General features: G+C 68.9%; 10 protein-coding genes. 8 read left to right on the top strand and 2 right to left on the bottom strand.

Going from position 1 to position 13,654, the window contains the following annotated elements; translation table 11 throughout:
* The first annotated feature begins 186 nt into the window (after window positions 1-186).
* The 3 genes from ACZ7OY_RS24080 to ACZ7OY_RS24070 all read left to right on the top strand — a co-directional run bounded on the left by ACZ7OY_RS24080 (window position 187) and on the right by ACZ7OY_RS24070 (window position 4,048).
* The gene (locus tag ACZ7OY_RS24080) at window positions 187-786 is read left to right on the top strand and encodes a TetR/AcrR family transcriptional regulator (RefSeq protein ID WP_471913259.1); all 600 of its coding nucleotides are present in this window, start codon (window positions 187-189) and stop codon (window positions 784-786) included.
* A 148-nt stretch (window positions 787-934) separates the two neighbouring features.
* Entirely contained in the window at window positions 935-2,659 is a 1,725-nt protein-coding gene (locus ACZ7OY_RS24075) for a flavin monoamine oxidase family protein (RefSeq protein WP_471913258.1), read from the top strand.
* Window positions 2,660-3,040: 381 nt separating this feature from the next.
* Window positions 3,041-4,048, top strand: coding sequence for a 1-phosphofructokinase family hexose kinase (locus tag ACZ7OY_RS24070; RefSeq protein WP_471913257.1), 1,008 nt, complete (start codon window positions 3,041-3,043; stop codon window positions 4,046-4,048).
* An 84-nt stretch (window positions 4,049-4,132) separates the two neighbouring features.
* Here ACZ7OY_RS24070 and ACZ7OY_RS24065 read toward each other — a convergent pair whose 3' ends face one another.
* Window positions 4,133-6,079, bottom strand: a complete 1,947-nt coding sequence (locus ACZ7OY_RS24065; protein ID WP_471913256.1) for a multicopper oxidase family protein — start codon at window positions 6,077-6,079, stop codon at window positions 4,133-4,135.
* Between the two features lie 270 nt (window positions 6,080-6,349).
* Between ACZ7OY_RS24065 and ACZ7OY_RS24060 the strand changes: the two genes are divergently transcribed.
* The gene (locus ACZ7OY_RS24060) at window positions 6,350-7,174 is read left to right on the top strand and encodes a hypothetical protein (protein WP_471913255.1); all 825 of its coding nucleotides are present in this window, start codon (window positions 6,350-6,352) and stop codon (window positions 7,172-7,174) included.
* Between the two features lie 148 nt (window positions 7,175-7,322).
* A complete protein-coding gene (locus ACZ7OY_RS24055; protein WP_471913254.1) occupies window positions 7,323-8,309 on the top strand; it encodes an NAD(P)H-dependent flavin oxidoreductase in 987 nt (328 codons plus the stop codon).
* Window positions 8,310-8,378: 69 nt separating this feature from the next.
* On the opposite strand, the gene ACZ7OY_RS24050 is transcribed toward ACZ7OY_RS24055, so the two are convergent.
* Complete coding sequence (locus ACZ7OY_RS24050) at window positions 8,379-8,996, bottom strand: TetR/AcrR family transcriptional regulator (protein WP_471913253.1); 618 nt, start codon at window positions 8,994-8,996, stop codon at window positions 8,379-8,381.
* Window positions 8,997-9,316: 320 nt separating this feature from the next.
* Between ACZ7OY_RS24050 and ACZ7OY_RS24045 the strand changes: the two genes are divergently transcribed.
* The 3 genes from ACZ7OY_RS24045 to ACZ7OY_RS24035 all read left to right on the top strand — a co-directional run bounded on the left by ACZ7OY_RS24045 (window position 9,317) and on the right by ACZ7OY_RS24035 (window position 13,603).
* On the top strand, window positions 9,317-10,753 hold the full coding sequence (locus ACZ7OY_RS24045; protein WP_471913252.1) for an aldehyde dehydrogenase: 1,437 nt from the start codon (window positions 9,317-9,319) through the stop codon (window positions 10,751-10,753).
* Between the two features lie 33 nt (window positions 10,754-10,786).
* The gene (locus tag ACZ7OY_RS24040; RefSeq protein WP_471913251.1) at window positions 10,787-12,400 is read left to right on the top strand and encodes a GMC family oxidoreductase; all 1,614 of its coding nucleotides are present in this window, start codon (window positions 10,787-10,789) and stop codon (window positions 12,398-12,400) included.
* Between the two features lie 237 nt (window positions 12,401-12,637).
* Window positions 12,638-13,603, top strand: a complete 966-nt coding sequence (locus ACZ7OY_RS24035; protein WP_471913250.1) for an NADP-dependent oxidoreductase — start codon at window positions 12,638-12,640, stop codon at window positions 13,601-13,603.
* Window positions 13,604-13,654: the final 51 nt, after the last annotated feature.

The following is a 13,654-nucleotide window of genomic DNA, read 5'->3' as shown; positions in this document are numbered from 1 at the left end:
GGATCGGCAGGTATGGGCGGCACGGCTGTGAATGGAGCGCTGATGTCAGCGGCGGACTGCCGTGCGGGCCCCGTCCCTCGCTAGACTGGACCTCAACCGGACAGCTGTCCGCTACCTGGAAACGTAACGGACAGTTGTCCGCTTAGCAAGGGCGCGCTCCAGCCACGTGCCTCGAGGGAGTGACCGTTGCAGGAAAAAGGGAAGGCCACTCTCCGCGCGGACGCACAGCACAACCGTGAACGCATTCTGCGCACCGCCCTGAGCGAGCTGACGCGGTGTCCGGCCGCACCGCTCAGCACCATCGCCAAGAAGGCGGGAGTCGGGCAGGGCACGTTCTACCGCAACTTCCCCAACCGCGAGACCCTCGTTCTGGAGATCTACCGCCACGAGATGCGGCAGGTCGCCGACAGCGCGAGCGATCTGCTCCAGGAACTGCCGCCGCCGCAAGCCCTGCGTACCTGGATGGACCGACTGGCCGAGTTCGCCATGGCCAAAGCGGGGCTGGCCGAGGCGATGCGCCTGGCCACCAGTGCGCCGGGAGGCCCCGCGAAGCCCTCCCCCACCCCCCTCGCCACGGCGGCCGGGCTCCTGCTGCACGCCAACGAGGAAGCGGGCACCACACGCCCCGGGGTCACCCCCGACGACTTCATCCTCGCCATCGCCGGCCTGTGGCAGCTGACCCCGGCCGAGGATTGGCGCCCGCGCGCCGCCCGGCTTCTCGACCTCGTCATGGCCGGGTTGCAGGCAGGCGCCCCCGGCCACGTCCCGCCGCCCGACAGTGAATGAGCCCGGCCCCGCCCGCTCGGGGTAACGCTGCCGCGACGCGCCCGGCACTGTCCGTCACGGCGCACCAAATGACCTTGTTGCTACGTTATGGCAGCTCGGGGACGCAGCAGGCGGCCCTCGGCGACAAGGTCGAAGGAGACCTCAGGACATGGGCCGACCCACGCGCCGCGACGTGCTCAGAGGGACCGGCGCGCTCGGCGCCGCCGCCGCCTTCCACGGAGCACTGGGAGCGCCGGCATGGGCGAGTCCCGGAAGCGGCGAGGGCGACATCGTCGACGTGGCGGTGATCGGCGCCGGGGTGTCCGGGGCGTACGCCGCCTGGCGGCTGCTCGGCCCGGAGGCCAAGGGCAGCCGCGTACTCGACAAGCTGCGTCGGCGCCGCCGCGGGCCCCTCAAGGTACGCCTCTTCGAGGGCAGCGAGCGGATCGGCGGCCGCCTCTTCTCCGTGACTCCACCCGGCATGCCACACCTGCACGCCGAACTCGGCGGGATGCGCTACCTGAGCAACCAGCCCGTCGTCGCCCAACTCGTGGACCACCTCGAACTGCCGACCGCCCCCTTCCCGGTCGACGAACCGCAGAACCTCGTCTACCTGCGCCGGCGCCGCTTCACCCAGTCCCAGTGGGGCGACCCGAAGACCGTGCCCTACGACCTGCCGTCCTCGATCCGGGGCATGACACCGGACGACGCGCTGCTGTCCGTCATCAAGCGCTACGTCCCCGGCGCCGCTTCCATGGACCACAAGGCGTGGGACAGGATCAAGCCGACCGCCAAGGCCGACGGACGCCACCTCTACGACATCGGATTCTGGAACCTGCTGCTCGACGCGGTCGGACAGGAGGGCTGGTCGTTCCTCCACGACGGCTTCGGATACGGCTCGGTCGTCGACAACGTCAACAGCATCGAGGCCATGGAGGCATCGGTCGCGGACTTCATCGGCTCACCCCCACCGCAGTACCGGTACCTGACCGACGGCTACCAGACCCTGCCCCAGGAACTGGCCCGGCGCTTCAAGGCGGAGGGCGGGACAATCCACCTCCATCACCAAGTACGACGGATCGACCGCGACTCCCTCCACGGCGAGGACCTGCTCGCTCTCACCCTCGCCGTCTGGCCCGGGGGCCGACCGCTCAAAGTCCGGGCACGCCACGTCGTGCTGGCCATGCCCCAGCGCTCGATCGAACTGCTGGACCCGGACACCTTCCTCTTCGCCGGCGACCAGTTCCTGTCCGACCTGGGCTCCATCCTCCCGAGACCGGCCTCCAAGCTCTTCCTCGGTTACGACCGGCCGTGGTGGGAGAGCCTCGGCCTGAAGTCCGGCCGCTCGGTGACGGACCTGCCGCTGCGTCAGACCTACTACTGGGGTGTCGAGGGGAAACAGCCCGGCGCCGACCCGGCCAACCACAACGCCCTGCTGCTGGCCTCGTACAACGATCTCAGCGACGTGGAGTTCTGGAACGAGCTGCTGCCACGGCCGAACCGGCTCGCCCCGGTGGCGGTGACCCGGCCACCACGTCCGATGGACGCGGCAGCACCGGGAACGCTGGTCGAGGAGGCACAGCGCCAACTGCGCGAGCTGCACGGTCCCCGCGCCCGCATTCCCGAGCCGACGTCTGCCTACTTCCAGGACTGGGTGCAGGACCCGTACGGAGCCGCCTATCACTTCTGGCAGGTGGGGGCCAAGAGCTGGGAGATCATGCCGCGCATGCGCCGCCCGCGCCCCGACGCCAACCTGTACGTGTGCGGATCGGCATGGTCGACCGGACAGGGCTGGGTCTACGGCGCGCTCACCCAGGCGGAGCTGATGCTGGAGGAACACTTCGGCCTGCCCCGCCCGACCTGGCTCCCGTCAACCGTCTACCTCGGCCCGTAGACCGCCGACGTCCCGCATCCGGCAGCGAGTACGACTGCGCCCTCATCGTCGGTACGGGCTGCCGATGCCCCCGCCCGGCCGGGACCGGCCGACGCCGTCCGGGCCGTTCCGGTGACGCGAGGAGGTGCGCCGGGCCGCCGGACGGGTTAGCGTCGAGGCTGGGTACGGGTCGGCGATGAGAGACCCCACCGCCAGTCCGGTGGCAGGCGGAGCGGGAGCCGACCTCGACGGGCCGTGCGCAGGATCCTCGGGTGCCGGGTACCCGCTTCGTCGGCAGCTCGGCCAGGAACGTGGGGAGCAGACCATGGCCTCCCTGCCTGCCCACTACTGGCTCGGCCGGTGGACGGGCACCGACGACGCCTTCGATGCCGCGCCTTCGCGATGAACACGGCACCAGCGCCGGATTCCCCCGCGGCCGGGACAGCTCCCACCGCGGCCGGGACGGTGCTCACTCTGACGTTGAACCCTGCCGTCGACATGTGCTGGGACGTCGGCCACCTCGCCGACATCGGCAAGAACCGCGCTCGGGTCAGGTCGGTGACCGGCGGAGGCGGAGGCATCAACGTCGCCCGTGGCGTGACACGTCTCGGAGGGCGGGCCGTCGCCGTCCACACCGCCGGCCGCGAGGTCGGCCGACGCCTGAGCAGACTGCTGGACGAGGAGGGTCTCGATCACATCGCCGTCGAGATCGCCGGCGAGACCCGCGAAGCACTCGTACTGCTGGAGACCGAGTCGGGCCGCAGCCATCACATCGTCCCGCCCGGTCCACACCTCGACGACCAGGAGGGACGGCGCTGCCTCGACGTGCTGGGGAAGGCCATCGGCGCCTGCCGCTATGTCGTGGCCAGCGGCAGCCTGCCCAGCGGCCTGCCGGACGACTTCTACGCAGCCGTCGCCCGCCAGGTCAGGGCGGCCGGAGCCCGGCTGGTGCTGGACACATCAGGCCCGGCGCTGCGGCACGGGCTCGCAGAGGGCGTCTACCTGCTCAGGTGCAACCGGACCGAGGCCGCCGACCTCATCGGCCGCGACGTCACCGGCTTCGACGACGCCCGAGCCGTCAACGAGCACCTGCTCACCACGGGTGCCGTCGAGGTCGCCGTCACGACGATCGACGACCTCGGTGCGCTGTGCTCGACCCGTCACGGCCACACCGAGCTGCGCGCACCACCGCCGCCCGGGCAGCTGGTCAGCGACGCCGGAGCCGGAGACAGCATGGTGGCCGCGCTCACCACACGACTGAGTGCCGAGGACGATCCGGTCACCGCCTGCACGCTGGGGGTGGCCGTGGCGGCCGCATCGGTGCTCACCCCGGGCACCGAGCCCTTCGACCGGGAGGTCGCCGAGTCCCTCCGCCGCAACATACGCACGACATTCCACGCCGCCCCATGAACGGGAGTCCATGATCCTGCCGGAGACGCCGGGCCGGTCCGCGCCAGGCGGCGCGGCCCGGCGGCTCCGGCTCGTGCGGTCCCGTCAGTGGCCGTGAGAGCCGCCGTGGCCATGAGCGTCGCCCTGGCCGTGCTCGGCGTTCTGGTCGCCATGGCCGACGATCGTCCACGGGCGCATCAGATCGTCGTCTTCGTGTTCGAGAAGATGGCAGTGGTGAATGTACGTCGCCGGAAGCTCGGTGCCGCTGCCTGGGATCGACGCGATCGTGGCCTTCGGCGGGGTGAATTCCGGGATGATGATTCTGGTCACCGTCTCCGGATATGATTTGAACGTGTCCTTGTTGGACAGTGCTTCGTCCGGATCGGGCGGAACCGGTGGACCGGTGAAATAGTTCTCCACCTTCGGCAGATCCTTCGGTCTACGGCCCCGTGAAATCCATTTCTCATAATCCGCGTTGTAGCTCGCGGCGTCGATCGGCTGCCTGTTCAGCACCTGGAAGTTGATGAGGTGGACATGCATCGGGTGGGCGTCGTGGTTGGGATTGATGTACTCCCAGATCTCACTCGCGCCGACCTTGATGAAGTCCTGGGACGGTGCCTCGAACGGCACCGCGTTGAACGTCATGGTCCTGAAGAGCTTGTGCTGGTACACGACCCATTGCCGGCGACGGGTGTGCGGCTTCGGCTTGACAGGCACGACCCTCGGCAGCCTGAGTTCCTTGGGCGGCCGGCTCCTGTCCCCGCCTCCGGACGCTTGCCCGGTGACCCGGAACTCCATGATCTCCCGGATCTCCGGCCCCTCGCCCGGCATGCCGGGGTAGTGGACCGGCGCATGATAGTTCGTCAGCCTGACCTTCGTGCCCACGGGCACCTGACTGAAGTCGATGACTAGGTCGTACCGCTCGGCCGGCGAGATCAGGAAGTTCAGCATCTGCAGCGGCTCACGGAAGCCGCTGTCGGTGCCGATCAGCCAGAACGGCAGGTTGACCTGCGGCAGCGCGGTCCTGGGCCAGGCCTCGAACCGCAGCCGCCAGAACCGCTCGTTCGAGGCGTTGAGAAGGCGCAGCCGGTAGCGTCGCCGTTCGACGTCCAGATAGGGGAATGCCTTCCCGTTGACGACCGGGGTGTCCTCGCCCTCCCTCAGGGCCATGGAGTACTTGAGGGAGCCGTCCGGGCCGAAGGTCCGGTCCTGCAGGATGAGCGGGACCTCGAACTCGCCCCGCGGCAGCCCGAGCCAGTCGTCGGCCGGCTCGCGGACGAGCCAGAGACCGGCCAGCCCCGCGTAGACGTTGAGGCTGGTCATCCCCATGCCGTGGTCGTGATACCAGAGCATGCACGAACGGTCGTGGTTGGTGTAGGCGTAGATGGCCTCGTTGCGCTTGACCCGGCCCGGTTCCAGGGTGCTGTAGGCCGCGGCGTGGATACCGTCGGAACTGAACGACTGCATGGGCATGCCGTCGGACTGCGGCGCCGTGAAGCCGCCGTGCTGGTGGACGGTGTTCCACACGTTGACGTTCGAGGGGAAGGGCAGGGTCGCTTTGTAGGGGGGTGGCGGGGTGGGGGTGAGTTCGTCGCACCCGCCGCGAATGGCGTCGATCACCGTCTGGAACAGGTGGGTGGTCGGCAGTTCGTTGCGGTACTTGACGACCGTCGGGCGGTCCGTGGTGACGGCGACGGTGGGTCCGAGGTAGCCCATGCCGGTCGGCTTGTGGGGGGTGTGCGGGTTGTGGGCCCAGTAACCCCACACCGTGGCCGGTGCGAGATCGCGGTGGAATTGCCACGAGCCCTGCCGCATCGTGATCTCGTAGTAGTCGGCGCCCGGATAGGCGGACGGATCCGGGACCGCCGTCGGCGGCATGGGCAGCGGATCGACATACCGTTCCAGGTGAGGGGTGTGCGGGACCGGGCCGCTCGGGCACGCCGCCCGGTCGGCCGGTGCCGCGTATGCCTGCGCTCCCGGACCGCCGCCCTGGGGAAGCAGGGCCGCGCCTCCCAGGGCACCGGCCTTGAGGAATTTCCTTCGCTCGACCATCGTCTCCGGCCTTTCGTCTCCTGGCGTGGCGCTCAAGGGATACAGGGCCGGTTCGGAGCGCTGCCGCAGCACGCCGGACACACTCAGAAAAGACACTCATCGAGCCCATTTCGGCAGTAATTCGATAATGCATCGAAATAGGGCATCGAATTATTACCGCAAGTCTGAGAGAAACGTTTTTCTGGCACCATCCGCCACCGGAGGCCCGGCCGGACTCCGGAGAACGGCTACATTCGGCATCCACATCCACGATTTCCCTGGGGGGACGCCATGACGGACGACGCTCGACAGCACTCCGAGGGGCCTCTGTTGAACCTGGGCTGCCTGATGCTGCTGCTGGTGTTCGGCGGGCTGGGGACGATGCTGTACGGCCTGGGAGTGCTGATCTTCGGCGACACCTCGGCCTTGACCGCCGCCACCGTCATCCTCGCGGGTCTGGCCGTCACGGCCTTGGGTGTTGCCGTCATCAAGCGGTTCCCCGATGCCGCACAGATGAAGGGGTATGCCCCGTCCGCCCGCGTCACCCGCCTTGCGGCCGAGCGCTCCCTGGGCGATCACGTCTTCACCCGCAAGAACACCAGCCCGCTGGAGATCGTGGTCGCCATGGCGGCCATCGGCGCTTTGATCGTAGGAGCGCTGTGGGGTGTGAACTGGGTCCTGAGCCAGACCGGGACCGACATCCCGGGCCTCGAGAAGCTGGTGACCACCTTGGTGCTCTACCTGCTCGCGGCGCTTCTCCTGGTGATCATCGCGCTTCCGGTCATGCTGTGGAGAATGCCCAAGGGGTTCGTCCGCACGCACCTGTACGCCAACGGTCTCGTGTACACCTCCTACGGCCGCCCTCTCGTCGTGACCTGGGACGACGTCGACCGTCTCGTGCTCTCACGGCAGATCCACGGAGCCAAGCTCTTCGGCGGCCAGGTGCTCGCCTACCACGTGATCTCCCTCGGCGGACGCCGCCTGCGAATCGACGCCCACCCCCACCTGGACTCCGATCCCATGGGCGAGCACATACTCGACGCCGTACGGCTGCGCCGGCGCCCGGTGCTGGAGGGCGGCCCGGCAGCCGGCGACGCCGGTCACCGGCGGATCTGACTCGTTCCGCGGTCTTCTCGACGTCTTCAGCCGATGACGGCGGTGGCTTCGATCCCCACCAGGTGGCCGGGCACATCCAGTGCCGCAACGGCCGGCGGCGGAGTCGGCTTTCAAAACGCGCCCCAGCCGCATTCGCTAACGTCTAGGCATGTTGCATACGAGATTTACCGAAATGTTCGGTATCACCTATCCGGTGATGGCGGCGCCGATGGCCCTGCACAGCGGCGGAACACTCGCCGCCGCGGTCTCCGCGGCCGGCGGGCTCGGCTCCTTCGGGGGTACCCATCCCTGGAAAGGACCTGACTGGATCCGAGCGGAGATCGCGACCGTCCGCGCCACGACCGACCGACCGTTCGGGGTCGGCTTCATCACGCCGCTCCTCCCCTTCACCGAGCCGCATTTCGAGGCCGCTCTGGAAGAACGACCAGATGTCGTCGCGCTGTCGTTCGCCGACCCACAGCCGTGGCTTGCCCGCGCCCGGGCCGCCGGAGCCCGGGTGATGTGCCAGGTGCAGAACTACGAAGACGCCCAGGCGGCCGTCGCCGCGGGTGCCGACGTCCTCGTGGCACAGGGCGCCGAGGCCGGTGGCCATACCGGGACGATGGGTCTGCTGCCGTTCCTGGCCGGGATCGTGAGGCGTTACCCCGATGTCCCGGTGCTGGCGGCAGGAGGCATCGGCGACGGCCGGACACTCGCGGCCGCCCTCACCGCCGGGGCGGACGGCGCCTGGCTGGGCACGGCGTTTCTCGCCACGCCCGAAGCGATCGAGGTACACGACGTCCACAAGCGTCTGATCGTCGAGAGTGACGGCGGCGACACCGTATGGACGCGGGCCTACGACATCGTGTCGGGGCTGCCGTGGCCGGCGAACATCGGTGAACGGGTGCGCCGCAATCGGTTCACCGACGAGTGGTCGGAGCGCGAGGCGACACTGCGGGACCGCAAGGAGGAATTCGCGCCGCCGAAGGACGTCAGCCCGTTCGAGGGTCTGCCCGACCCTGACACGAGCGCGATTCTCTATGGCCAGTCGGCGGTCTTCGTCGATGCCGTCCGTCCCGCCGCAGAGGTGGTCCGGACGATCGCCGACGAGGCCGAGGCCATCCTGGCCGCACGGCCTCGATCGCTGCTGCGCTGACGAGGTCCCCCGCTCGTGCAGGCATGGTTCCGGCCGGTTCCGGGAACTGCTGGCAGTGGCGCCGCTCTGTCATTCCCGTGATGTCGCCGAGGCGTGCTCGGTGATCGCCTCGAACAGGAGGAGACCCTGATCCACCAGTTCCTCCCGTGAGACGCCCAGCTCTCCGTTGAACCAGCTCAGCAGCATCTCGCTGACCGCGCCCACGACGGCCACGGACAGCGTGGCAGGGTCGATCCGGGGATCATGACGGCCTTCCCTCAGGAGGGACTCCACGAGACCGCTCATGCGCCGCAGGCCCAGACGCCGTTCGTGTGCCGTGAGAGGACCGGCCCCCAGGGATTCCGTGAGTTTGACGCGCCCTTTTCTCGGGTCCTCCAGAGAGAGCCCGACGACGGCGTCGATCACGTTCCGGGCCCGGACGCGCAGCGGCTGGTCCGTGGCGATCGCGTCGGCGCAGCGGGCGACCTGTTCCTCGTAGATGTCTCGCATGAGCGCTGCCATGAGGTCGTCGAGGGACGTGAAGCTCTCCGCGAAGTACCTGTCCTTCAGCCCGGCGTGACGCAGTACCGCCCGGATGGAGGTGTGGGCGTATCCCCGGCCGGCGAAGAGTTCGAGGCCGCTCTCCATGAGACGCCGACGGCGCAGCGCAACGCGCTCTTCCGCCGTGGCTCCGCCATATGTCCTCATGAGGTGCCACCTCTCCGACGGCGGGCATGGAATGCGCACCAGTATTTTTCCCATCTGGTGGCAGATTACCCCAGATGGGTGTAATGTCGATTTTATTCAGTCGTGAATCATGAAAACGCTCCCCAGGGCCGGTACCAGGCTCAGGGGGCATCGCAGATGGGGCCCATCGGCGGGTTCGACGCGCCGGGCCACCGCGCAGGAAAGCCATGACCGGCAGCGGCCTGCGTACCGCGCTGAGCACCCCCGTGCCCGCTGGTCATCCACATACCGAACACCACGGAGTTCGTGGCCCCAGGGCCATGCCGTGGGGAGAGTTCACCATGGATCCCCACCATCTGTTCATCGGCGGACGCTGGGTGGACACGTCCGGCGGCCAGGTCATCAACGTCGTATCCGCGAGTACCGGCGATCATCTCGGTGCCGTCCCGGACGGCTCCCGGGACGACATCGACCGGGCGGCCGCAGCCGCTCGTGCCGCCTTCGACGCGCCGACCGGATGGGCCTCCTGGGGCCCTGAACGCCGCGCGGCCGCCATGATCCGTCTCGCGGATGCGCTCGATGCCAGGAACGAGGCGACATCCGCCGCCGTCAGCGCGCAGAACGGCATGCCGATCACCGTCGCCCGGTCCTTCGAAGGCGTGGTGCCGTCCGCCCTGCTGCGCTACTACGCGGGTCTGGCCGACAGCACGACGGCCGAGGAACTGCGCACCGGACTGCCCCGCGGCACCACCCTGGTCCGCCGGGAACCCGTAGGCGTCGTAGCCGCCATCATGACCTGGAACTTCCCCCAGACCATCGCCTTCTTCAAGGTGGCCCCAGCTCTGGCGGCCGGTTGCACGCTCGTCCTCAAGCCGGCTCCCGAGACGGTCCTCGACTCGGTGCTGCTCGCGGAGGCGGTCGAGGAAGCGGGCATCCCCGACGGCGTGATCAACATCGTTCCGGGCGACCGCGACACCGGGGCGTATCTGGTCTCCCATCCCGACATCGACAAGGTGTCGTTCACCGGATCCACCGCAGCGGGGCGCCAAGTGGCCGCTGCATGCGCCGAGTTGCTGCGGCCGGTGACCTTGGAGCTGGGAGGCAAGTCCGCCGCCGTCGTGCTCGACGACGCCGACCTCGCCGCGAACGCGGAGCAGTTCTTCATGGCCACTCTGCTGAACAACGGACAGACCTGCTACGCGAGTACCAGGATCCTGGCCCCCCGTGGCAGGAATCAGGAAGTGGTCGAGTTCTGCACCGCGATGGCCCATGACGCCGTCGTCGGTGACGCGCTCGACCCCGCCACGCAGATCGGCCCCCTCGTCAGCCGCCGTCAGCGCGAACGGGTCCTGGGGTACATCAAGACCGGAGTCAGCGAAGGGGCTCGGCTCACCACCGGAGGAGACCGGCCGGCCCGCTTCGACCGAGGCTGGTTCGTCGAACCCACCGTGTTCGCCGACGTCGACAACTCGTCGGCCATCGCGCAGGAAGAGATCTTCGGCCCGGTCCTCACGATCACGCCCTACGACGGCGAGGACGAGGCAGTACGCCTGGCGAACGAGTCGGCCTACGGCCTCGCCGGCACCGTCTGGACCACGGACCTGGACCATGGCGCCCAGGTGGCCCGCCGTATCCGTACCGGCACCGTCGGGCTCAACGGCTATCTTCCCGACCTCACCTCCCCTTACGGAGGGCGGAAGGCCAGCGGGCTCGGCAGCGAACTGGGGCCCGAGGGGCTCCATGCCTACCAGCAGTTCCAGTCGATCTACCACCCTTGACGCCACGGCCGTCCGCCGGGCCAGGAAGTCACCATGAATTCCACCGGAACCGAAGGATTCGACTACGTCATCGTGGGCGCCGGCAGCGCCGGTTGCGTACTCGCGGACCGCCTGAGCCGCGACGAGCGCGTCCGCGTGCTGCTCCTCGAAGCGGGCGGCCCCGACACCGACGAACTGATCCACGTCCCAGCAGCGCTCGGCATGCTCTTCGGAACACCTGCCGACTGGAGCTACCGGACGGTCGAGCAGCCCCGGCCGGCCCGCACCTTCTCCTGGCCACGGGGCAAGACACTGGGCGGCTCGTCATCCACCAACGTCATGATCTACATCCGGGGCAACCGGCACGACTACGACAGCTGGCGCGACGAGCACGGAGCGAAGGGCTGGGGCTACGACGACGTTCTGCCCTATTTCATGAAGTCCGAGTCGAACAGCCGGCTCGGCGAGCCCTACCACGGTTCGCACGGACCCCTGCACGTCGAGGACCGCGTCTACACCCACGAACTCTCACAATCCTGGCTGGACGCCGCCGTGGCATGGGGACTTGACCGCAACGACGACTTCGCGGGTGCGTCCCCTGCCGGTGCCGGCCTCTACCAGGTGACCTGCCATCACGGGCGACGGTGGTCCACGGCCGACGCCTACCTGCACCCGGCCCTCGGCCGACCCAATCTCACGGTACGCACCAACGCCCTGGCGACAGGGATCACACTCGACGGATCACGCGCGACCGGCGTCACCTATCTGCGGGACGGACAGGAACGGACGGCCCACGCCGACAGGGAGGTCCTGCTCTGCGGCGGATCCATCAACTCGCCCCAACTGCTCCTCCTCTCGGGCATGGGCGATCCCGGCGAGCTGCACGACGTGGGGATCGACGTCCGAGTCCCGCTGCCCGGGGTCGGGCGCAACCTGCAGGACCACTTGATGACTCCCGTCGTGTGGGAGACCCGGGACTCCACCGACATCGTCCGGGACCTGCTCACCCCGGACAACCTCGAACGGTGGCGCGCCCACGGCGACGGGCCCTTCGCCTCCAACTACGGCGAGGTCGGCGCGTTCCTCGACGTCACAGACGACCAAAGCCGTCCCGACGTGCAGTTGGTGGGAGGCGCCACGGCACTCGTTCTCAGCGGTGAGGAAGATCCCGACCGGCCGGTGTTCACGATGAACTGCGTCCCCCTGCACCCGCGGACTCGCGGCACCGTCCGTCTCGCCTCGCCCGATCCGCAGGCCCCACCGCTGATCGATCCCCGGTACTTCGACGTGCCCGCGGATACGTCAGTCATGGTCGCCGGACTCAGAGCGGTCATGGGCATCGCCCGCTGCGCACCGTTCGCCCGATACCTGGCGCGGTCGTACCTGCCGGCCGGTGGCGGCCTGGACCGTCTGGACGGCATGAGCGACGCGGCTCTCGAAGAGCACGTCCGCAGATGGAGTGCCACGGCGTACCACCCGGTCGGCACCTGTGCCATGGGAAGCGGACACGACGCCGTCGTCAATCCGGATCTGGAGGTCTACGGAGTCGAGCGGCTCCGCGTCGTCGACGCCTCCGTCATGCCGACCGTCACCAGTGGAAACACCAACGCACCCACGATCATGATCGCTGAAAAGGCTGCCGAGCTCATCACGGGACGTCCCTGCTGAACCCGACGTCCCCCGGGACCGGCCCGTGGCGGTCTGCTTCCGCCGGGACGCTCGTGGGGAGGGTCACCGTGTTCATCGGCACCCATGTGGGTGACCGGCGCTGCCAGGTTCGTCTGCCAGAAGCCGTCCGCCCTGATCGCCCGTATCCTCGGTGGAGGCCACACGCCCACGGAGTCCGGACGCACACGAGGCAACGGCGGCCGGAACACCGCCGTCATCTCAAGGAGTGATGGACCGATGACCACCATGCGTGTTGTTCGAGCACACAAGAGGGGCGGACCGGAGCAACTGGTGTACGAGAGTGCGCCGCGGCCCGAACCGGACGCGGGCGAAGTGCTGATGACTGTGCACGCGGTCTCCATCACCAGCGGCGAGCTCGACTGGGACGCCACATGGACCGACAGTTTCGACGGGACGGGCAGCGACAGGACGCCGGTCGTTCCCTCGCACGAGGTCAGCGGCGTCGTGGCCGGACTCGGTCCGGGAGTGACCGGCCTCGCCGTCGGGGACGAGGTGTACGGGCTCATCCCGTTCACCCGTGACGGAGCGGCCGCCGAGTACGTCACCGTCCCCGCGGACGCCCTGGCCGCCAAACCCTCCCGGCTGGACCACGCCAGTGCCGCGGCCGTCCCGCTGGCGGGCCTCACGGCATGGCAGGCGCTCGCCGGACACGGGTCACTGGCAAAGGGACAGCACGTGCTGGTCCACGGCGCGGCCGGAGGCGTCGGCTCCTTCGCCGTGCAGATCGCCGCGGCGCTCGGCGCGCGCGTGACGGCCACGGCCTCCGCACGCGACCGGGAATTCGTCACCCGGCTCGGCGCGGACCTGGTCGTCGACTACAACAACGAGCGTTTCGAGGATCACGTGGGCGACGTCGACGTCGTGCTCGACGCGGTCGGCGGCGACACCCTGACCCGCTCGTGGGCGACGCTGCGCCCGGGCGGCACTCTGGTCAGCATCGTGCAGCCCCCGAATCCGGATGACGCCGCGGCTCATGGAGCACGCGGGCTGTTCTTCGTCGTCGAGCCGGACCGTGCCGGTCTGGAAGCCCTCACCGAGCTGATCGAGAACGGCCGCCTTTCTCCCGTAGTCGACCGTGTCGTACCGCTGTCCGGCACCCGTGCCGCATACGAGGCCCTGCTCGCGGAACATCCTCGCGGGAAGATCGTGATCCGGGTGCGGGAGGACCGGGCCACCTCCTGAGCTTCGGTGGTCGGTGCCACCGGGTGCGAGCGCGCCCGGCGGCACCGACAG

It is taken from the genome of Streptomyces sp. NPDC107559, assembly GCF_055657365.1.
This window is presented reverse-complemented; position numbering and strand designations above follow the sequence as displayed.